The organism is Bacillus sp. T2.9-1 (assembly GCF_950097965.1).
GTDB lineage: Bacteria > Bacillota > Bacilli > Bacillales > Cytobacillaceae > Niallia > Niallia hominis.
Map to the genome: position 1 here is coordinate 16,338 of NZ_CATNHG010000013.1, position 21,506 is coordinate 37,843.

Genomic DNA, 21,506 nt, shown 5'->3' on the forward strand with positions numbered 1-21,506 from the left:
GCGGGTTAGACTTCTTAAAGTATGATACTTTAATGATTGTCTAACCTTTTCTATTGGAAAAATGCTTTTTTTTAATAAAATACATAAATAATTATAGAAATGGATCATGCGAGTTTTGAGTGCTAGTTTAACTAATAGTGACTTTGCTATCCATTAGGTAACGAAATAAGACGCCACCAATTAGCATAGTTAATTTAGAAGATTCTCGGATTAGAAAAAATAACCCCCATTTTATAAAATGCAATCTTATTTCCAAAGAAAATCATGTTTTTCTGTGACCAATTATAGGTCCATATGGTAAACTAAAACAAAAAGATGGGGTTAGATAATGGAACCTTTTACTTTACAAAATAAACAGTTTTTCAATCTTGATTTATGGGAGCAGCAGTTCCCCAATTTATTAGCTGGTTTCACAACAAAAAATGATGGGAAAAGTAAAGGCGATTATGCTAGTTTAAATATGGCGTTTCATGTGAATGATCAGAAGGAAACGGTTATAGCTAACCGCAATGAGGTAGCGCGAAAGTTAATGTTTCCTTTGGAACGATGGGTTGGTGCAGAACAAACGCATAAAGTTCATATTGCCAAAGTGACAAGTAATCATTTAGGTATGGGTGCTAAAGATTATGAAAGTGCGTTAAAGGATACAGATGGTTTTTTTACTTTAGAAAAAAATATATTATTAACTCTATGTTTTGCAGATTGTGTTCCGTTATATTTTATTCATCCCATTACAAAGGCAATTGGGATTGCACATGCAGGCTGGCAAGGGACGGTTAAAGGCATTGCTAGGGAAATGATCAATGTATTTGCTTCACACGGTATACCTGTTGATGAGGTGCTTACTGTTATTGGTCCTTCCATTACAGATCGTCATTATATAGTGGATGACCGAGTCATCAATGAAATAGATATGGTGATACATTCTCAAGCGAAGCCATATACGACTGTTTCTCCGGGGCAATACAGACTGAATTTACAAGAAGCAAATAAGCAGATTTTACTAGAAGCAGGAGTGCTGGAAAGCAATATTCATCTAACTAATTATTGTACCTATGAAGATGACGCTTATTTTTTCTCTCATAGAAGGGATAAGGGGAAAACAGGAAGAATGATGAGTTATATTGGATGGAGAGAGGAAGAAGGAAACGAAAATGTTAGTGAAAGATAATCTTAATGTTATAAAGCAGGAAATTGCGCATGCATGTGAAAAAGTAAATCGGAATCCAGAAGAGATAACACTTATTGCTGTGACAAAGTATGTTACAATAGAGCGAGCACAAGAAGCGTTGGATGCTGGAATTGTTCATCTAGGTGAAAATCGTGAAGAAGGCTTACTGGCAAAATATGAAGTTCTTCAGGACAAGCCAATTTGGCATTTTATTGGATCATTGCAGACTAGAAAAGTAAAAGGTATTATAGATTATGTAGACTATATTCACTCTTTGGATCGACTATCTTTGGCAAAAGAAATACATAAAAGAGCGAATCGTACCATAAAGTGTTTTGTACAGGTTAATGTTTCGAAAGAAGAATCGAAGCATGGAATGGAACCGGAAGAAGTAATTGATTTTGTGAAACAATTATCCAACTATCCAAATGTTCAAGTAGTTGGATTAATGACAATGGCACCATTTACAGAAGATAAATTATTACTTCGTCAATGCTTTCAAAAATTAAAAAGCATTCAAGAAGATGTAAAAGGACTACAATTACCATATGCTCCATGCACAGAGCTTTCTATGGGTATGTCGAATGATTATTCCATTGCGATCGAAGAGGGAGCAACGATGATAAGAATTGGAACTGCTTTAGTAGGAAGCGAGAAATAGGAGGCAAGTGAAATGAGTATAAAATCGAAAATAAAAACGTTCTTTTTTTTAGAAGATGAAGATTACGAAGAAGAGCAAGCTAACTATCAAGAAGAGCCAAGCGAGCCTGCTAGAAATTATAAACAGCCTGTTCAGCAAAATTATCATAATCAGCAAAATCAGCATGTTCAACAGCCGAAAACTAATAACCAAAATGTAGTAAGCTTACAAAGTATTCAAAAATCATCAAAAGTATTTTTGGTGGAGCCACGGGTATATGCAGAAGCACAGGATATTGCCGATCAGTTGAAAAACCGTCGGGCTGTCGTTGTCAATCTACAGCGGATTGAAAAGGACCAAGGTAAACGAATAGTAGATTTCCTTAGTGGGACTGTTTATGCAATTGGTGGAGATATTCAAAAAATTGGTACAGATATATTTTTATGTACGCCAGATAATGTGGAAGTATCAGGAAATATATCGCAAATCCTGCAGGATGCAGAATACGAAAATACGAGGTGGTAACAACGAATGACACTTATTATTTTAGTTTTAGCTAGATTATTACAGTATTACTCCTATGCTTTAATTATTTACATTCTAATGTCTTGGATTCCAAGTGCACGCGAAACATCTATTGGTGTTTTTCTTGCAAAAGTCTGTGAGCCCTACTTAGAAGTTTTCCGAAGAGTTATTCCGCCAATTGGTATGCTAGATATTTCACCGATTGTTGCTATCTTTGTTTTAAACCTTGCTGGAATGGGAATTCAGCAATTAGGAATGTGGTTTATATAAGTATTTAAGAGGGCTAATATAGCCCTTTTTCTATGCAAAAAAGGAGCTAAAAACATGTCAATCTATCAACATTTTCGTCCTGAAGAAAGAGACTTTATCGATCAAGTAGAAAATTGGCGAAGCTATGTCGAGAATACCTATGCCCCGAAATTAACCGATTTTTTAGATCCAAGAGAACAAAAAGTCCTCGGTATGATTATTGGTGAGCATCATGAGGTAAAGTTTCAATTTTTTGGAGGACATGATCAGGCAGAAAGAAAACGGGCACTTCTATACCCTGAATATTACGAGGCAGACATAAAGGATTTTAACTTGACTTTATTAGAAGTGAATTATCCAAAGAAATTTGTCACTATTGAGCATCCCCATATTTTAGGTAGCTTAATGTCGCTTGGGTTAAATCGCAATAAATTCGGTGATATTTTGGTTGTAGATGAGGAAATTCAATTCATTGTTGCAGGAGAAGTCGAGGATTATGTAAGGCTTCAGCTTGAATCGATTGGGAAAGCGAAGATAAGTCTAACAGAAGTTTCATTAGATAAAATAATTTTCAAAGAAGAACATTGGACAGAAATGACGACGACTGTTTCCTCCCTTCGCCTCGACACACTAATTGCAGCAATCTATAATTTTTCAAGAGAAAAAGCAAAGACTTACATTGCACAAGGACTTGTAAAAGTGAATTTTACTTTAATAGAAAATGTTGCATTTACATGTGAAGAAGGAGATGTGTTTTCTGTTCGGGGAGAAGGACGAGCTTCCATTAAATCCATTGAAGGAAAAACGAAAAAAGATAAATGGAGGGTAGTGGTAGGTAAATTGAAATAGATAATAAGAAGGAAGATATGGTCCCATAATTTTTCCTGCAAACAAAAAACATAGTTTTTTTATTGTCTATATATGTTACAATATTTTTTAGTAGCATTATTTTTCACGTTTCTTCTTATTTTTTAAAAATAATGCAGGAAATCCGGTAATACTGTCGAAATTAGGATGATACATAAAGAAATCGAAGTTTGGGAGGTGGCTTTATGCCATTAACGCCGTTAGATATTCATAACAAGGAATTTGCCAAAGGCTTCCGTGGTTATGATGAAGATGAAGTAAATGAATTTCTTGACCAGGTAATTAAAGATTATGAAAATATTATCCGTGAGAAAAAAGAACTAGAAGAAAGATTAAATGAGTTAACGGACCGTATCGGCCACTATAATAACATTGAAGAAACGTTAAATAAATCCATTGTAGTAGCACAAGAAGCTGCCGAAGAAGTTAAGCGAAATGCACAAAAAGAGGCAAAATTAATTATTAAAGAAGCAGAAAAAAATGCTGATCGCATTGTCAATGAATCGCTATCGAAAGCTAGAAAGATTGCTCTTGAAATTGAAGAATTGAAAAAGCAATCAAAAGTATTCCGTACTCGATTCAAAATGCTAATTGAAGCACAATTAGATATGCTTAATAATGATGATTGGGATCATTTATTAGAATATGAATTAGATGCATCTGAATTAAATTCAACAAAATAATTCCCAAGTCTTGACGAATGATGGATTGATGAAATATAATTTTTCACAAATAGATATTCATGTAGCGTTGATAGGGATAGTAGATTTCCGTGAAACTTAAAGTAGCGAATCAGGGGCGGTGTAAGCCTGATATAAGTTGGAAGTTGAAAATCACCCTTGAGTCCTTTTCTGAAATAGAAGTAAGAAAAGGCGGTTCATTGCCGTTAAAAAATGTCTAAGTGGATAAGAGTTCTTTTTATCTATAAGGGTGGTACCGCGGGAACCTTTAAAAACCTTCTCGTCCCTTTCGTGGGGATGAGAAGGTTTTTTGCTGTGTATACTGATTCTAAAAAAGCAGAAATGTCTATAATAGAATACGGAATATATTGCTTGCATACATGATGAAAAAAAGATGAAAATGCTGGAGGAAGAAAATGGAATATAAAGATACGTTGCTGATGCCAAAAACAGCCTTTCCGATGAGAGGGAATTTACCAAATCGCGAGCCTGATATGCAAGCGAAATGGAAAGAAATGAATATTTACGAAAAAGTTCAAAATCGTACAAAAGGACGTCCAATGTTTGTTCTTCATGATGGCCCACCATATGCAAACGGTGATATACATATTGGACATGCGCTGAATAAAATTTTAAAAGACTTTATTGTTCGTTATAAATCCATGACAGGCTTTCAAGCACCATATGTGCCTGGTTGGGATACACATGGACTTCCAATTGAACAAGCTTTAACGAATAAAGGCGTTAAACGTAAAGAAATGACCGTTGCAGAATTCCGTAAGCTATGTGAAGAATATGCTTTAGAACAAATTGACAGTCAAAGAGAACAGTTTAAGCGCTTAGGTGTTCGTGGTGATTGGGAGAACCCATATATAACGCTAAAGCCTGCCTATGAAGCACAACAAATAAAAGTGTTTGGAGAAATGGCGAAAAAAGGCTATATCTATAAAGGCAAAAAACCAGTTTATTGGTCTCCAACAAGTGAATCAGCTCTTGCAGAAGCAGAAATTGAATATAAAGACAAAAAGTCTCCATCCATATATGTTGGATTCAAAGTGAAGGATGGCAAAGGAGTATTGGCAAGTGATGTACAAATTGTTATTTGGACAACTACACCTTGGACTATTCCTGCAAACTTAGGTATTTCTGTTCATCCTACTTTGACGTATGTAGTCGTCGAGGAAAAAGGAAGCAAGTATCTTGTTGCACAAGATTTATTAGAAAGCGTTAAAACAGAGATTGGTTGGGAAGAGGCGAATATTGTTCAAGAAGTAAAAGGTGCAGAGCTCGAGAACATTTTAGCAGCTCATCCAATTTATGGACGTGATTCTTTAGTAATGCTAGGGGAGCATGTAACAACAGATGCTGGTACTGGATGTGTTCATACAGCACCAGGACACGGGGAAGATGACTTCCTAGTTGGTCAAAAATATGGATTAGAAGTTCTTTGTCCTGTCGATGATAAAGGGGTTATGACAGAAGAGGCACCTGGATTTGAAGGGTTATTCTATGATAAAGCAAATAAGCCAATTACAGAAAAGCTTGAAGAAGTTGGCGCATTATTAAAGCTTCAATTTATCACACACTCTTATCCACATGACTGGAGAACGAAAAAACCAGTTATTTTCCGAGCGACAGCACAATGGTTTGCTTCTATTAAAGACTTTAGAAATGATCTATTAGATGCAATTAAAGAAACACAGTGGGTACCTGCATGGGGCGAAACTAGATTGTATAATATGGTTCGTGATCGCGGGGACTGGTGTATTTCTCGACAACGTGCTTGGGGTGTGCCAATTCCTGTATTCTATGCAGAAAATGGTGACAGTATTATTACTGATGAAACAATTGAGCATATCTCGAATTTATTTAGAGAAAATGGTTCCAATATTTGGTTTGAAAAGTCAGCTAAGGAATTATTGCCTGAAGGATTTACACATCCAGGCAGCCCAAATGGGGAATTTACGAAAGAAACAGATATTATGGATGTTTGGTTTGATTCTGGTTCTTCTCATCAAGCTGTATTGTTAGAAAGAGAGGATCTGCAACGTCCTGCTGATTTATATCTAGAAGGTTCTGACCAATATCGTGGTTGGTTTAACTCTTCCCTATCTACAAGTGTTGCAGTAACTGGAAAGGCGCCTTATAAGGCTGTTTTAAGCCATGGCTTCGTATTAGATGGTGAAGGACGCAAAATGAGTAAATCATTAGGGAATGTCATGATACCTGCAAAAGTAATGAACCAATTAGGTGCAGATATTTTACGCTTATGGGTAGCATCTGTAGACTTCCAAGCAGATGTACGTGTATCTGATGCTATTTTAAAACAAGTAACAGAAGGATATCGTAAAATCAGAAATACTTTCCGTTTCTTATTAGGAAACCTTGCTGATTTTAACCCAGAAACAGATGCTCTTTCTTATGAGGAATTACGTGAAGTGGATCAATTTATGATGATCAAGCTAAATAAGCTCATTAAAACGGTGACAGAATCCTATGATAAATATGAATTCTCTACTATTTATCATAATATTAATAATTTCTGTACATTGGATTTAAGTGCATTCTATCTTGATTTCTCAAAAGATGTCCTTTATATTGAAGCAACAAATAACAAAGAAAGAAGAGCTATTCAAACAGTTCTTTATGAAAGTTTAATCAGCTTAACAAAGTTAGTTGCGCCAATCTTACCACATACTGCTGACGAAGTTTGGGATCATATTTCTTCTGTAAAGGAAGAAAGTGTCCAGTTGACTGATTTCCCTGAATCTACCGTGTATGAAAATAGTGATGCAGTAGAAGAAAAGTGGAATAAATTCTTGGCTGTACGTGACGATGTGCTTAAAGCATTAGAAGAAGCACGTAACCAAAAAGTCATCGGTAAATCCCTTGCTGCGAAAGTAACACTGTATGTGAATGAAGAAGTAGATACACTACTAAATTCTATTCAAGAAAACTTACAGCAATTATTTATCGTATCGGGTTTTGAAATTGCTGGGAAATATGATAATGCACCAGAAGAGGCACTAAAGCTAGAAAATGCTGCAATAGTTGTATCAAAAGCAGACGGTGAAACATGTGAAAGATGCTGGACTGTTACAACAGACATTGGCACAGTCGAAGCTCATCCAACATTATGTGAAAGATGTGCACATGTAGTAGAAGAAAATTATTAAGAGATAAATTTTAAAAACCGATAAACTTTCAATAGTTTGTCGGTTTTTTTGTGTTTAAAAGATAATTTAAAACAAAGAAAAAATGCAAGGAAAAAAGTTTTGTAAAAGCCTTTTATTGGGAAAGGAAAAGAAGAATATATAATTACATAGTGAGAAAGTTATGTCTGTCTATTATCTTGATGCTGGTGGAGTTTTTTATACATAGGTAAGTAAGAGAAATACTTCCACCTCCGTTAATAGTTGTTATGGCTGTTAAATCTTTAATCGGTTTTTGTCTTCTTCAATGGAAATGCTAAAGATAATTAAAGAAACGGAGGTAATGGAATTGAATTCAACTATTGAAAAGCTTTATACAGAACTCCGTATAACACAAATCGAATTAGCAACGACATTAAGGGTTAAAAGAGACTCGAAAATTAATAAATATATTGAAGAGGAATTAAAAGATGTAGAAGAAACCATGCAAAAACTAGAAAATGGCAATTTCGGAATGTGCGAAATGTCAGGAGAGTTACTTCCTGTTGATTTGCTGGAAATGATTCCAACGATTCGAACGAAAGAGGATATAAATAGCATTCAAGCCTATTATAGAAAGTCCATTCATTAAGAGAATAGCTTTTATTCAAAAAGGGGTACTTTACGAAAACAGCCATTTAAAATAATGAACCAAGCTATCGTTTTCAACTGGTTTATGCTAAAATGCTAAAGGAGACTCGAGAATTGGAGGAAACTTTAGTGTTTTATTACATAATTGCAGCTATAATTATTATTCTTGATCAATGGACGAAATGGTTAGTTGTAAAAAATATGGAACTAGGAGAAAGTATCGAAGTAATAAAAGATTTTTTCTATCTGACATCCCATCGTAATAGTGGTGCAGCTTGGGGAATGCTTGAGAATCAAATGGTGTTCTTCTATATTATCACTGTTATCGTTGTAATTGGATTGATTTATTTAATTCAGACAGGTACGAAAGGGAAAATTCTTTATGGTGTTTCTCTTGGTCTTATTTTAGGGGGGGCAATCGGCAATTTTATTGACCGCGCGCGCCATCAATATGTAGTAGACTTTATCAATACGTATATCTTTAATTATGATTTCCCAATATTTAATATTGCAGACTCATCTTTAGTAATTGGCGTTATTTTATTAATCCTAGTTATGCTGAAGGAGGATAGAGACGCAAAGAAGGAGAAGAAACATGGAAAAAAAGGAACATATCATTCAAAGTGAGCAAGTAAATGAACGGATCGACAAAATCGTTTCAATGATTAACAGTGATTGGTCGAGAACACAGGTTCAAGCGTGGATAAAAGACGGTCATGTTACAGTTAATGGGCAAACGGTTAAAACAAAGTATAAAGGTGTTTTAAATGATTTAGTTACAATTGAAGTACCAGAAGCAATCGAACTAGATGTAGAAGCAGAGGAAATGGATTTAGATATTTATTATGAAGATAGTGATGTCATCGTAGTGAATAAACCAAAAGGAATGGTTGTACACCCAGCTCCTGGACATGTGACAGGTACATTAGTAAATGGCTTGATGGCTCATTGTAAAGATCTTTCCGGTATAAATGGCGTGATGAGACCAGGAATTGTTCATCGAATCGATAAAGATACATCTGGACTATTAATGGTTGCAAAAAATGATGCTGCACATGAGAGCCTTGTTAATCAATTAGTAGCAAAAACAGTAACGAGAAAATATAAAGCATTGGTACATGGTTCTATCCCCCATGATTATGGAACGGTTGAGGCCCCGATTGGCCGTGATACGAAAGATAGACAAAGTATGACGGTTATAGATAAGGGCAAGCATGCTGTTACTCATTTTCATGTGTTAGAAAGAATGGATGGATACACGTTTATCGAATGCCAATTAGAGACAGGACGCACCCATCAAATCCGCGTGCATATGAAGTATATTGGCTATCCACTTGTAGGAGATCCTAAATATGGCCCAAGAAAAACATTGGATATCGGCGGTCAGGCACTGCATGCAGGAATACTAGGATTTGAACATCCGCGCACAGGGGAATATTTAGAGTTTGAAGCACCACTTCCTAAAGACTATGAGAATCTTCTCGATACATTACGAAATAATCGTTGACACGCTTTTAATTTTATATTAAGATAACGTTAGTTGAATAAGTCCTTTAAATCAATCCCGTGAGGTTGAGAAGGAAACGGATCCTAGCTATTTTAAGCAATAGCTATATTGGTATACGTCTATCCTCTCATCCAAAAGGGTGAGAGGATATTTTTTTGAAAATAATGATTGAATCACAGCATGGATGGTGAGCGAGATGTCACAAAAGGCACTTGTACTAGACGATCAAGCAATAAGACGAGCATTAACGAGAATTGCGCATGAAATCATCGAGAAAAATAAAGGGATTGAGAATTGTATTCTTGTTGGAATAAGAACAAGAGGGATATACATCGCAAATCGCCTTGCAGAGAAAATTGCTCAAATTGAAGGAAAGCCAATTGAAGTTGGTGAATTGGATATCACTTTATACCGAGATGATTTATCAAAAAAGACGAAAAATGAGGAGCCATTAGTAAAAGGCTCAGATATCCCGAAAGATATACAAGGATTAAAGGTCATCCTTGTAGATGATGTCTTGTATACAGGAAGAACTGTTCGTGCCGGCATGGATGCTCTAATGGATATGGGAAGACCAGCATCCATACAGCTTGCGGTCCTAGTAGACAGAGGACATAGAGAACTGCCAATAAGAGCAGATTATGTCGGGAAAAACATTCCTACCTCCAGCTCAGAGAAAATTGTGGTAGAACTTACTGAAGTGGATGGATATGATGAAGTGAATATTTTTGAAAATTAAATAGAGCCCTTTTAATAGCAGTCCTGTGAGGCTGAGAAGGGGAGTTTTTTTATAAGGTTTCTTTAAGCCTGTCTAAAACCCCTTTTTTGTTGCGCAGAAAAGGGGTTTTATTGTTTTCACAATAGGGGAAACTAGTAAGCAATTATCCAAAGTCATATTTTTTTAAACAGAAAGAGGAGACAGCAATGAACGAATCAAAACCCTTATTAGGAATTAAAGATAAACCAAGTGCCCTTCAGTGGGTAACGTTAAGCTTACAGCATTTATTCGCTATGTTTGGTGCAACAGTGTTAGTACCATTCTTAATAGAAATGAGCCCTGCGGTTGCTTTAGTCTCAAGTGGTGTAGGTACACTCGCATTCTTAATCATTACGCAATTTAAGGTTCCGGCCTACTTAGGATCATCCTTCGCCTTTATCGCACCGGTAATTGCAGCAAAGACAATGCCTGGTGGAGGTATAGGGGCAGCCATGATTGGAACATTTATAGCCGGGATAGTATACGGCATCGTTTCCTTAATCATCAAAAAAGCTGGTTATCGTTGGATTATGAATATCCTACCGCCGATTGTTGTTGGACCAGTAATCATGGTTATCGGGCTAGCATTAGCTTCCACAGCAGTAGGGCAAGCAATGTATGTAAATAATGGCAGTGAGAATCAAGAATATAGTTTGCTTTATATCTCTGTTGCGCTAGTAACCTTACTAGCAACAATACTTTTCACCATCTTTGGCAAGGGAGTATTTAGCTTTATCCCAATCTTAGCAGGAATCGTTGTAGGTTACGTATATGCCTTGCTAGTAGGTGTTGTTAACTTCCAAGAAGTGCTAGATGCAAAATGGTTTGCAATGCCAGATTTTATCTTCCCGTTTGTAGATTATCCTGTAACAATTAATCTTGCGCTACTAACTATTTTTGTACCTGTCGCAATCGTTACATTAACAGAGCATATCGGTCATCAGCTAGTGTTAAGTAAAGTTGTTGGTAAAGATTATATTAAAGATCCTGGATTGCATAGAAGTATTTTGGGAGATGGAACAGCAACTATTCTTTCCGCTTTAATGGGAGGTCCTGCAAAAACAACATATGGCGAAAATATTGGAGTATTAGCAATCACAAGAGTATACAGCGTTTATGTATTAGCAGGAGCTGCAGTACTTGCAATAGGGTTTGGATTTATTGGCAAAATCGCAGCATTAATTCAATCCATCCCCACGCCGGTAATGGGGGGAGTTTCCATCCTTCTATTCGGAATTATCGCTTCCTCTGGATTAAGAATTATTGTAGAAGCAAAGATTGATTTTAATAAAAATCGCAATTTAGTGATTGCATCCGTTATCCTTGTAACAGGAATTGGAGGCTTCTCCATTCATATGGGAGAAAATTTTAAACTAGAAGGAATGGCTTTTGCCGCAATCCTAGGCATTATCTTAAATTTAGTATTGCCAGGTAGAGAAAAAGCAAAGGACGATTTATTCGAAGAACCAATCGCAGTAGACGAAACTAAATAATAACACCTTTTAAACAAGTACAGAGAGACTTATAAGGGTGTCAAAAATGATGCATAGATTGTATGTGCTAGGTTCACTTTGCCTAAATCTATGGAAAATCATGATTTTTGCCGCCCTAACGAGTTGTTAGGGTGGTTTTTTTTAGGGGATTAGAGAATTACTGAGCAGTCTAAAATACACGTAGACACCGCTCGCCCCACGGAAAGCGAAGTGTATTTTAGCCTGCGGGCTAAGTTAAAAGCAGCAAATAACGGGAGGTAGTATCATGGAAAACTTATTAACTACGACTGAGTTAACCGTTACAGAGATTAAAGAAATCTTAAGAGATGCACAAAGATTTGCTAATGGAGAAACTTGGAGACCGGCAAATCAAAGCTTTGTGGCAAACCTTTTTTTCGAAGCTAGCACAAGAACAAAATGCAGCTTTGAAGTAGCGGAGAGAAAGTTAGGACTTGAGGTAATCCCATTTGAAACGACAACCTCAAGTGTTGTTAAAGGAGAAACATTATATGATACTGTTCGAACGCTGGAATCAGTAGGAGTAAATGCTATTGTCATAAGACATGAAAAGGATCATTACTTTGATGAATTAGTAGGGAAGGTAAACATACCAGTCATTAATGCAGGAGATGGCTGTGGTCATCATCCTACACAATCTCTACTAGACCTTCTGACGATACAGCAGGAGTTCCAACGCTTCAATGGCTTAAAAGTAAGTATTATTGGTGATATCAGCCACAGCCGAGTAGCAAGATCAAATGCAGATGCCCTAACACGACTCGGGGCAGAGGTCGTTTTCTCTGGACCAAGAGAATGGTTTGATGAAACAGTCCTACAAGATGCAAATTATGAAGATATTGATACAGCGATTGAAACATCCGATGTTGTCATGCTGCTACGTGTCCAACATGAAAGACATGGAGATGAAAGAGCTGCTTTTGACAAAGAAAGCTACCACAGACTATATGGATTAACAGTAGAAAGAGAAAGAAAAATGAAGCCAGGAAGCATCATCATGCACCCTGCACCTGTAAACAGAGATGTAGAAATTGCTGATGAATTGGTTGAATGCGAACGCTCGAGAATTTTTAAGCAAATGGAAAATGGTGTGTTTATCCGCATGAGTGTGCTAAAAAGATCATTAGAAAATATCGGAGGGAGAAATGAACATGTCAATACTTATCAAAAATGGCCAGTTGCTTAATACTACAGGGGAATTAGAACAGAAGGACATCTTGATTGAAAATGGAGCAATTAAGACGATTGCAAAGGAAATAACTTCAAATGCAGATGAAGTGATTGATGCTGCTGGAAAAGTTGTGGCGCCAGGGTTTATTGACCTACATGTTCATTTAAGAGAGCCAGGCGGCGAAAAGAAAGAAACGATTGCAACAGGGACGATGGCAGCAGCACGAGGTGGATTTACAACGATTGCCAATATGCCAAACACTAGACCTGTTCCTGACACAGTTGAAAATTTACATATTTTAAATGAAAGAATTCGAAATACGGCAAATGTAAATGTCTTACCGTATGCATCCATTACAATTAGACAATTAGGGACTGAACTTACTGATTTTAAAGCACTAAAAGAATTAGGAGCATTTGCTTTTACAGATGATGGTGTAGGAATCCAAGAAGCAGGTCAAATGCTCGAGGCGATGAAGCAAGCGGCTGCATTAGATATGGCAATTGTCGCTCACTGTGAAGATAATACCCTTATCAATAAAGGCTGTGTGCACGAAGGAGAATTTTCAAAGGCGAACGGTTTAAATGGAATTCCAAGTGTTTGTGAATCAGTCCAAATAGCAAGAGACGTTCTTTTAGCAGAAGCGACAGGCTGTCATTATCATGTATGCCATATCAGTACAAAAGAATCAGTGCGTGTTGTAAGAGATGCAAAAAAAGCTGGAATTAGAGTTACAGCAGAGGTGTCGCCACATCACTTACTATTAGCAGATACAGATATTCCTTCTCTTGATACGAATTATAAAATGAATCCTCCTTTAAGAGGAACAGAGGATCGAAAAAGCTTACTTGAAGGATTGTTAGATGGAACAATTGATTTTATTGCAACAGACCATGCACCGCATACAGCAGAAGAAAAGGCGCAGTCGATGCAGCTTGCACCATTTGGAATTGTCGGTTTAGAAACAGCATTTCCTCTTCTTTATACGAACTTTGTAAAAACAGGGGTGATGACATTACAACAATTAATAGATTATCTAACAATAAAACCAGCTCAAAGCTTTAAATTGGATGCTGGAACTTTAGAAGCAGGAAAAACTGCAGATATCGTCATTCTTGATTTAGAAGATACAAATAAAATTGACCCAGAAACATTTTTATCAAAAGGAAGAAATACCCCGTTTGCTGGTTGGGAATGTCAGGGCTGGCCGGCTGCAACAATTGTTGGTGGGAAGATTGCTTGGAGAAAGGAAAGTGTACACGCATGAAAAAACAATTAATTCTAGAAGATGGCACGGTATTTATCGGAAAAGGCTTCGGTGCCGATACAGAAAAATTTGGTGAAGTAGTATTTAACACAGGAATGACAGGCTATCAGGAAATTCTATCCGATCCATCCTACTGTGGACAAATTGTCACACTTACGTATCCGTTAGTAGGAAATTATGGCATCAATCGAGATGATTTTGAATCGATAACGCCAGCCATTCATGGATTTATTGTAAAAGAAGTGTGTGATTTTCCTTCAAACTGGCGTAACGAGCTTTCATTAGACAAATATTTCAAACAAAAGAATATCCCAGGAATAGCGGGAATTGATACAAGAAAATTAACGCGCATTATCCGCCAATATGGAACTTTAAAGGGTGCGATTTGCAGCATCGAGGAAAATGCAGAGGAAGTAATTGCAAAATTAAAAGGGATTACGTTAAGTACAGATCAAGTAAAGCAAGTTTCTACAAGAAAACCTTATCCAAGTCCTGGCCGTGGAAGTCGCGTTGTGTTAGTAGACTATGGAATGAAGCATGGAATTTTACGAGAATTAAATAAACGAGATTGTGATGTAATCGTCGTTCCATATAATACAACGGCAGAAGATATTCTAAATTTAAGTCCAGATGGCGTGATGCTATCGAACGGACCTGGGGATCCAAAGGATGTGCCCGAGTCTATTGAAGCAATTAAAGGAATTATTGGGCAAGTGCCGCTGTTTGGAATCTGCTTAGGTCATCAATTGTTCGCACTTGCAAGTGGGGCAAACACAGAGAAAATGAAGTTTGGTCATAGAGGATCAAACCACCCAGTAAAGGATTTATTAACAGGGAAGGTTTCTCTGACTTCTCAAAACCATGGCTATACAGTAGAAGAAGAATCTATTAATCACACAAACTTAGAAGTTACACATATTGCTTTAAATGATGGAACAATCGAAGGCTTGCAGCATAAAGAATACCCAGCATTTACCGTGCAATACCATCCAGAAGCTTCACCAGGACCAGAGGATGCTAACTATTTATTCGATCGTTTTATGGAAATGATACAATCTCACAAACAGGAAGGTGCCGCATATGTCAAAGCTTAAAAGTATTAAAAGTATATTAGTAATCGGATCAGGACCAATCATCATTGGGCAGGCAGCAGAATTTGACTATGCAGGAGCGCAAGCATGTATCGCTTTAAAGGAAGAAGGCTATCGTGTTATTCTTGTAAATTCTAACCCTGCAACGATTATGACAGATACAGAAATGGCTGATAAAGTGTACATTGAACCATTAACACTTGAATTTGTCAGCAGAATTATTCGCAAAGAAAGACCAGATGCTATCTTGCCAACATTAGGAGGGCAAACTGGCTTAAATCTTGCAGTCGAGCTATCAGAGGCAGGCGTGTTAGAAGAATGCGGAGTAGAAGTACTTGGAACGAAGCTATCCGCGATTCAGCAAGCGGAAGATAGAGATCTTTTCCGTAACTTGATGAATGAATTAGGAGAACCTGTTCCAGATAGTGATATCATCCATAATATGGAGGAAGCAAGAGCATTTGTAGAGAGAATCGGATATCCAGTAATCGTTCGTCCTGCTTTCACACTAGGTGGAACAGGCGGCGGTATTTGCCATAATGATCAGGAGTTAGAAGAAATTGTAACAAGTGGTTTGAAAAATAGCCCAGTAACGCAATGTTTATTAGAGAAAAGTATCGCAGGCTTTAAAGAAATCGAATATGAAGTAATGCGTGATAGCAATGATAACGCGATTGTAGTATGTAACATGGAAAATATCGATCCAGTTGGGATTCATACAGGTGACAGTATCGTTGTCGCACCAAGTCAGACGTTAAGTGACCGTGAATATCAATTATTAAGAAATACATCTTTAAAAATTATCCGTGCACTAAAAATTGAAGGTGGTTGTAACGTACAGCTAGCATTAGACCCAGATAGCTTCCAATATTATATTATTGAAGTAAACCCAAGAGTGAGTCGCTCATCTGCCCTTGCAAGTAAAGCAACTGGCTATCCGATTGCAAAGCTAGCGGCAAAAATCGCAGTAGGTCTAACATTAGATGAGATGATGAATCCTGTTACAGGAAAAACTTATGCAAGCTTTGAACCAGCACTTGATTATGTAGTAAGTAAGATTCCACGCTTTCCTTTCGATAAGTTTGAATCAGCAAAACGTAACTTAGGAACACAAATGAAAGCAACGGGAGAAGTAATGGCAATTGGTCGTACTTTTGAAGAATCTTTACTAAAAGCGATTCGCTCCCTTGAAGCAAAAGTATATCATTTCTCCCTAAATGCAGCAGATGAAACAAGCGACGAATTACTCGAAAAGCGAATAAGAGTTGCCGGAGACGAAAGATTATTTTATATAGCAGAAGCACTTAATCGTGGTGTGAGTATTGAAACGATTCATGAGTGGAGCAAGATTGACCTATTCTTCCTTTTCAAACTGGAAGGCATCATAAAGTTCGAAAAAGAGTTAATCAATCATCCATTTGATGAGGAATATGTAAAAGAAGCGAAAGAAAAGGGATTTGCTGATATTCAGCTTGCAAAGCTTTGGAATACAACAGAGATTGAAGTATATAACTGGAGAAAAGAAAAAGGCATTGTGCCCGTTTATAAAATGGTTGATACTTGTGCGGCTGAGTTTGAATCTGAAACACCTTACTATTATGGAACATATGAAGAGGAAAATGAATCGATTGTAACAGAGAAGAAAAGCATTGTTGTGCTTGGATCTGGACCAATTCGCATTGGCCAAGGAATAGAGTTTGACTATGCAACCGTTCATTCTGTATGGGCGATTAAAGAAGCTGGATATGAAGCAATTATCGTTAATAACAATCCAGAGACGGTTTCAACAGACTTTAGTATTTCAGATAAACTTTACTTTGAACCACTTACGATTGAAGATGTAATGCATATCATCGATTTAGAGAAACCTGAAGGAGTAGTGGTTCAGTTTGGTGGGCAAACAGCCATTAACCTAGCTGGCCCACTAGCAGAGCGTGGGGTCAAAATTTTAGGAACATCTCTTGAAGACTTAGATCGCGCAGAGGACCGTGATAAGTTTGAACAAAGTCTGCAAGAATTAGGAATTCCACAGCCAGACGGAAAAACAGCATTAACAGTTGAAGAAGCAATTGTTGTAGCAAAATCAATTGGCTACCCAGTACTTGTAAGACCATCTTACGTACTTGGTGGAAGAGCAATGCAAATCGTTTATAAAGAAGAAGAGCTGATTCCATATATGGAAAACGCGGTTAAGGCAAGTCCAGGACAACCAATCTTAATTGACCGTTATTTAACAGGGAAAGAAATTGAAGTGGATGCAATCTGTGATGGAACTGATGTTGTCATTCCAGGAATTATGGAGCATATCGAACGTGCAGGAGTACACTCAGGCGATTCGATCGCTGTCTATCCACCACAAAGCTTGTCTGCTGAAATTAAGCAAACGTTAGTAGATTATACAACGAGACTTGCAAAAGGTTTAAAAATCGTAGGTTTACTAAATATCCAGTATGTTGTTTCCAAAGGTGAAGTATTCGTACTAGAGGTAAATCCACGCTCTAGTAGAACAGTACCTTTCTTGAGCAAAATTACGAATGTGCCAATGGCGAAAATCGCTACAAAAGTAATCTTGGGTACTTCCTTAAAAGAGCAGGGATATCAATCGGGCTTAGTAGCAGAGAAGTCTGGTGTGTATGTGAAGGTCCCAGTATTCTCTTTTGCAAAATTACGTAGAGTCGATATCACATTAGGCCCTGAGATGAAATCAACGGGAGAAGTAATGGGGAAAGACATTACTCTAGAAAAAGCACTGTATAAAGGTTTAATTGCTTCAGGAATGAAGATAAAAACATTTGGAACGGTTCTTTTGACAATTGGGGATAAAGATAAGGAAGAGGCTTTACAGCTTGCAAAAAGATTTACGAATATCGGCTATAGCTTGATGGCAACAAGTGGAACAGCAGAGTACCTTGAAAGCAATAACATTCCAGTAAAAGTAGTCGGTAAAATCGGTGGAGAAGGACATACATTAATAGATGTAATCCGCAATGGGGAAGCACAATTTGTCATTAATACTTTCTCCAAAGGAAGCCAGCCAGCAAGAGATGGATTCCGAATTAGACGTGAATCCGTTGAAAATGGCATTCCATGCTTAACTTCATTAGATACAGCAGAGGCTATCCTTCGAGTAGTAGAATCGATGACATTCTCTACAGATGCAATGGAGCCAAGCAAAACGCAACCGGAGGCAGTGTTAGTATGATCAAAAACGAAATCTGTACAGTAGTCGAACAGAAAGAAATAGCTGAAAATATTATGGAGCTCACCTTAACAGGTGAGCTTGTCTCTGAAATGAACGAGCCAGGTCAATTTGTTCATATAAAAGTAAGTGATAATGCTGCACCTTTATTAAGACGTCCCATTAGTATTTGCCGGATTGATCAGGAAAGTAAAACATTTACGATGATTTACCGCGCTGAAGGAGCGGGCACAAAGCTTCTTGCCCAAAAAACAGCTGGGGAAGCAGTTGATATTCTTGGTCCATTAGGAAATGGATTCCCAGTTGAAGAAAGCAAGCCAGGGCAAACAGCCTTATTAGTAGGCGGAGGAATTGGTGTGCCACCTTTATATGAATTAGCCAATCGACTAGTTGCAAAAGGGGTAAAGGTTGTTGCTGTATTAGGCTTTCAAACAGAATCCGTTGCATTTTATGAAGAAAAGTTTGCCTCACTTGGGGATACGTATATCGCTACAGTAGATGGTAGTCATGGTACACAAGGCTTTGTCACAGACGTTATTTTTCAAGAAAATCTGGAGTTTGACGTATTGTACTCCTGTGGACCAACGCCAATGCTTAAAAATCTAGAAAAAACATTTCCTACTAAAAAGGTGTTTATTTCTCTAGAAGAAAGAATGGGATGTGGGATTGGTGCATGCTTTGCATGTGTATGTCACACAGCAGATGATCCGACAGGATTCAGCTATAAAAAGGTATGTACAGATGGACCAGTATTTAGAACAGGGGAGGTTGTCCTATGAACCGACTTCAAGTAAAGCTTCCTGGATTTGAGCTTAAAAACCCAATCATGCCTGCTTCTGGCTGTTTTGGATTTGGACGGGAATACAGTAACTTATATGATTTAAGCAAGCTCGGTGCCATCATGATAAAAGCAACTACGGTAGAACCACGCTTTGGTAACCCAACACCAAGAGTAGCTGAGACTACTTCTGGGATGCTAAATGCCATTGGTCTTCAAAACCCCGGACTAAAAAAAGTGGTTGGCGAAGAATTACCTTGGCTTAGCCAATTCGATGTACCGATTATTGCAAATGTTGCTGGATCGGTGGAAGAGGACTATGTTGCTGTTGCAAAAGAGATATCAAAAGCATCGAATGTTAAGGCACTAGAATTAAACATTTCTTGTCCGAATGTAAAAACAGGAGGCATTGCTTTTGGAACAATTCCAGAAGTTGCTAAGGAATTAACGAAAAAGGTGAAGGAAGTGTCAGAAGTTCCTGTATATGTAAAGCTCTCACCAAATGTAACGAATATTGTCGAGATGGCAAAAGCGGTAGAAGCTGGAGGAGCAGATGGGATTACCATGATTAACACCCTTGTTGGCATGCGTCTTGATTTAAAAACAGGCAAGCCAATCCTAGCCAACAAAACGGGAGGATTATCTGGTCCTGCAGTAAAGCCTGTAGCAATCCGAATGATTTATGAAGTAAGTCAAGCAGTAAACCTACCGATTATCGGAATGGGGGGAGTATCCACTGCTGAAGATGTATTAGAGTTTTTCTATGCAGGCGCAAGTGCAGTAGCAGTTGGTACAGCAAACTTCGTAGATCCATTTATTTGCCCGAAAATAATAGATGAATTACCTGAGCTATTAGACAAATACGGATTTGAACATATTTCAGAAGTAACGGGAAGGAGCTGGGGAAAGCATGAACAATTCGCTTATCATCGCGCTTGATTTTGCAAGTAAGGACGAGGTAGATTCTTTTTTAAAAGGATTTAACGGAGAATCGTTGTTTTTAAAAGTAGGTATGGAACTATTTTATAAAGAAGGACCAAGCATCATTCAGGAATTAAAGGAACAAAATCACCAAATTTTCCTAGACTTAAAGCTACATGATATTCCAAATACAGTTGGAAGTGCGATGAAAAATATTGCTAGCTTAGGCGTTGATTTAGTGAATGTTCATGCAGCTGGTGGAATCGACATGATGGCTCGTGCAGTGGAGGGGCTCGAAGCAGGTACACCATCTGGCATGAAACGAGCGAAATGTATTGGTGTGACTCAGTTAACAAGTACTTCTGAAGCGAGCATGCAAAAAGAGCAATTAATTCAAGTTCCTTTACATGAATCGGTATTGCACTATGCAACGATAACAAAAGAGGCTGGACTGGATGGAGTCGTGTGCTCCACTTTAGAAGCTTTCGCAATTCGTGAAAGATTAGGGGATACCTTTTTAACTGTAACGCCTGGCATTCGTTTAAAAACAGATGAAGTACAGGATCAAGTTCGGGTAGCAACACCTAAGATTGCGAGAGAAAATGGGGTATCAGCAATTGTTGTTGGTCGCTCGATTACAAGAGCAGCAAATCCATATGAAAGCTATTCATTATTTAAATCCGAGTGGGAGGGCATCACGTTATGAAACATGAAATTGCCGAACAATTACTAGATATTAAAGCAGTTTTTTTACAGCCAAATGATCCGTTTACTTGGTCTTCAGGATTAAAGTCGCCAATCTATTGTGATAATCGCTTAACCTTGTCCTATCCGAAGGTGCGTAAAAATATCGCAACAGGATTAGCTAGTTTAATCAAAGATAAATTTCCAGAAACAGAAGTTGTGGCAGGGACAGCAACAGCAGGTATTCCTCATGCAGCTTGGGTAAGTGACCTTCTTGATTTGCCGATGGCCTATGTACGTTCCAAAGCAAAAGCCCACGGAAAAGGGAATCAGATTGAAGGCAAGGTAGATAAAGGGCAAAAAGTAGTAGTGGTGGAAGATCTTATCTCAACAGGGGGAAGTGTCATTACAGCAGTTAATAGTTTAAGAGAAGCAGGCTGCGATGTACTTGGGGTTGTTGCGATTTTTACATACGAATTGCCAAAGGGGAAAGAATTGCTTGCTGAGGCTGAAATTACAGCATACTCATTAACAGATTATACGAGCTTATTAGAAGTAGCACAGAAAAATGGCTATATTGAAGAAAGAGATTTAGCGAGCTTGAATGCTTGGAAGGAAAATCCAGAGAATTGGTAAGTGGATGATGTTTATAACGACATTTTAGTTAACTAAAGTATCGTTTTTTTGGGGGCTTGGATAAAAGTCT

General features: G+C 37.7%; 20 protein-coding genes and 1 other annotated feature. All 20 genes read left to right on the top strand.

Features of this window, described 5'->3' with window-relative positions; genetic code table 11:
- Positions 1-328: 328 nt before the first annotated feature.
- The 20 genes from pgeF to pyrE all read left to right on the top strand — a co-directional run bounded on the left by pgeF (position 329) and on the right by pyrE (position 21,436).
- Complete coding sequence (gene pgeF, locus QQZ16_RS01830; protein WP_284561009.1) at positions 329-1,171, top strand: peptidoglycan editing factor PgeF; 843 nt, start codon at positions 329-331, stop codon at positions 1,169-1,171.
- Positions 1,155-1,832 (top strand): YggS family pyridoxal phosphate-dependent enzyme, encoded by a 678-nt coding sequence (locus QQZ16_RS01835; protein ID WP_284561010.1) that lies wholly within the window; start codon positions 1,155-1,157, stop codon positions 1,830-1,832. Before pgeF ends, QQZ16_RS01835 begins: the two co-directional genes overlap by 17 nt.
- Positions 1,833-1,844: 12 nt before the next feature.
- Entirely contained in the window at positions 1,845-2,336 is a 492-nt protein-coding gene (locus tag QQZ16_RS01840) for a cell division protein SepF (RefSeq protein WP_284561011.1), read from the top strand.
- Between the two features lie 6 nt (positions 2,337-2,342).
- Positions 2,343-2,606, top strand: a complete 264-nt coding sequence (locus QQZ16_RS01845) for a YggT family protein (protein ID WP_284561012.1) — start codon at positions 2,343-2,345, stop codon at positions 2,604-2,606.
- Positions 2,607-2,660: 54 nt separating this feature from the next.
- Positions 2,661-3,434 (top strand): YlmH family RNA-binding protein, encoded by a 774-nt coding sequence (locus tag QQZ16_RS01850; RefSeq protein ID WP_284561013.1) that lies wholly within the window; start codon positions 2,661-2,663, stop codon positions 3,432-3,434.
- A 203-nt stretch (positions 3,435-3,637) separates the two neighbouring features.
- The gene (locus tag QQZ16_RS01855) at positions 3,638-4,135 is read left to right on the top strand and encodes a DivIVA domain-containing protein (protein WP_016201026.1); all 498 of its coding nucleotides are present in this window, start codon (positions 3,638-3,640) and stop codon (positions 4,133-4,135) included.
- A 58-nt stretch (positions 4,136-4,193) separates the two neighbouring features.
- Positions 4,194-4,423: a binding site (T-box leader), on the top strand.
- Positions 4,424-4,548: 125 nt separating this feature from the next.
- Positions 4,549-7,308, top strand: coding sequence for an isoleucine--tRNA ligase (gene ileS / locus QQZ16_RS01860; protein ID WP_284561014.1), 2,760 nt, complete (start codon positions 4,549-4,551; stop codon positions 7,306-7,308).
- Positions 7,309-7,633: 325 nt separating this feature from the next.
- Positions 7,634-7,915 (top strand): hypothetical protein, encoded by a 282-nt coding sequence (locus QQZ16_RS01865; protein WP_446715443.1) that lies wholly within the window; start codon positions 7,634-7,636, stop codon positions 7,913-7,915.
- Between the two features lie 92 nt (positions 7,916-8,007).
- The gene (gene lspA, locus QQZ16_RS01870; protein ID WP_081836525.1) at positions 8,008-8,541 is read left to right on the top strand and encodes a signal peptidase II; all 534 of its coding nucleotides are present in this window, start codon (positions 8,008-8,010) and stop codon (positions 8,539-8,541) included.
- The gene (locus QQZ16_RS01875) at positions 8,510-9,421 is read left to right on the top strand and encodes an RluA family pseudouridine synthase (RefSeq protein ID WP_284561016.1); all 912 of its coding nucleotides are present in this window, start codon (positions 8,510-8,512) and stop codon (positions 9,419-9,421) included. Before lspA ends, QQZ16_RS01875 begins: the two co-directional genes overlap by 32 nt.
- A gap of 196 nt (positions 9,422-9,617) precedes the next feature.
- Positions 9,618-10,160: a bifunctional pyr operon transcriptional regulator/uracil phosphoribosyltransferase PyrR gene (gene pyrR, locus QQZ16_RS01880; protein WP_031534336.1), complete on the top strand. Its 543-nt coding sequence runs from the start codon at positions 9,618-9,620 to the stop codon at positions 10,158-10,160.
- A 185-nt stretch (positions 10,161-10,345) separates the two neighbouring features.
- Positions 10,346-11,671 (top strand): solute carrier family 23 protein, encoded by a 1,326-nt coding sequence (locus tag QQZ16_RS01885; protein ID WP_284561017.1) that lies wholly within the window; start codon positions 10,346-10,348, stop codon positions 11,669-11,671.
- 265 nt (positions 11,672-11,936) lie between these two features.
- The gene (locus QQZ16_RS01890; RefSeq protein WP_031534340.1) at positions 11,937-12,875 is read left to right on the top strand and encodes an aspartate carbamoyltransferase catalytic subunit; all 939 of its coding nucleotides are present in this window, start codon (positions 11,937-11,939) and stop codon (positions 12,873-12,875) included.
- Entirely contained in the window at positions 12,841-14,127 is a 1,287-nt protein-coding gene (locus QQZ16_RS01895) for a dihydroorotase (RefSeq protein ID WP_284561018.1), read from the top strand. The genes QQZ16_RS01890 and QQZ16_RS01895 overlap by 35 nt, the downstream gene beginning before the upstream one ends.
- Positions 14,124-15,221 carry a carbamoyl phosphate synthase small subunit gene (locus tag QQZ16_RS01900; RefSeq protein ID WP_284561019.1) on the top strand — a complete coding sequence of 366 codons (1,098 nt, stop codon included), beginning with the start codon at positions 14,124-14,126 and terminating at the stop codon, positions 15,219-15,221. Before QQZ16_RS01895 ends, QQZ16_RS01900 begins: the two co-directional genes overlap by 4 nt.
- The gene (gene carB / locus QQZ16_RS01905) at positions 15,208-18,420 is read left to right on the top strand and encodes a carbamoyl-phosphate synthase large subunit (RefSeq protein ID WP_284561020.1); all 3,213 of its coding nucleotides are present in this window, start codon (positions 15,208-15,210) and stop codon (positions 18,418-18,420) included. The genes QQZ16_RS01900 and carB overlap by 14 nt, the downstream gene beginning before the upstream one ends.
- Positions 18,417-19,196, top strand: coding sequence for a dihydroorotate dehydrogenase electron transfer subunit (locus tag QQZ16_RS01910; RefSeq protein WP_284561021.1), 780 nt, complete (start codon positions 18,417-18,419; stop codon positions 19,194-19,196). The genes carB and QQZ16_RS01910 overlap by 4 nt, the downstream gene beginning before the upstream one ends.
- Positions 19,193-20,134, top strand: coding sequence for a dihydroorotate dehydrogenase (locus QQZ16_RS01915; protein WP_284561022.1), 942 nt, complete (start codon positions 19,193-19,195; stop codon positions 20,132-20,134). Before QQZ16_RS01910 ends, QQZ16_RS01915 begins: the two co-directional genes overlap by 4 nt.
- Positions 20,106-20,822, top strand: a complete 717-nt coding sequence (gene pyrF, locus QQZ16_RS01920; protein WP_284561023.1) for an orotidine-5'-phosphate decarboxylase — start codon at positions 20,106-20,108, stop codon at positions 20,820-20,822. The genes QQZ16_RS01915 and pyrF overlap by 29 nt, the downstream gene beginning before the upstream one ends.
- Positions 20,819-21,436 (top strand): orotate phosphoribosyltransferase, encoded by a 618-nt coding sequence (gene pyrE / locus QQZ16_RS01925; protein WP_284561024.1) that lies wholly within the window; start codon positions 20,819-20,821, stop codon positions 21,434-21,436. The genes pyrF and pyrE overlap by 4 nt, the downstream gene beginning before the upstream one ends.
- The last annotated feature ends 70 nt before the right edge of the window (positions 21,437-21,506 follow it).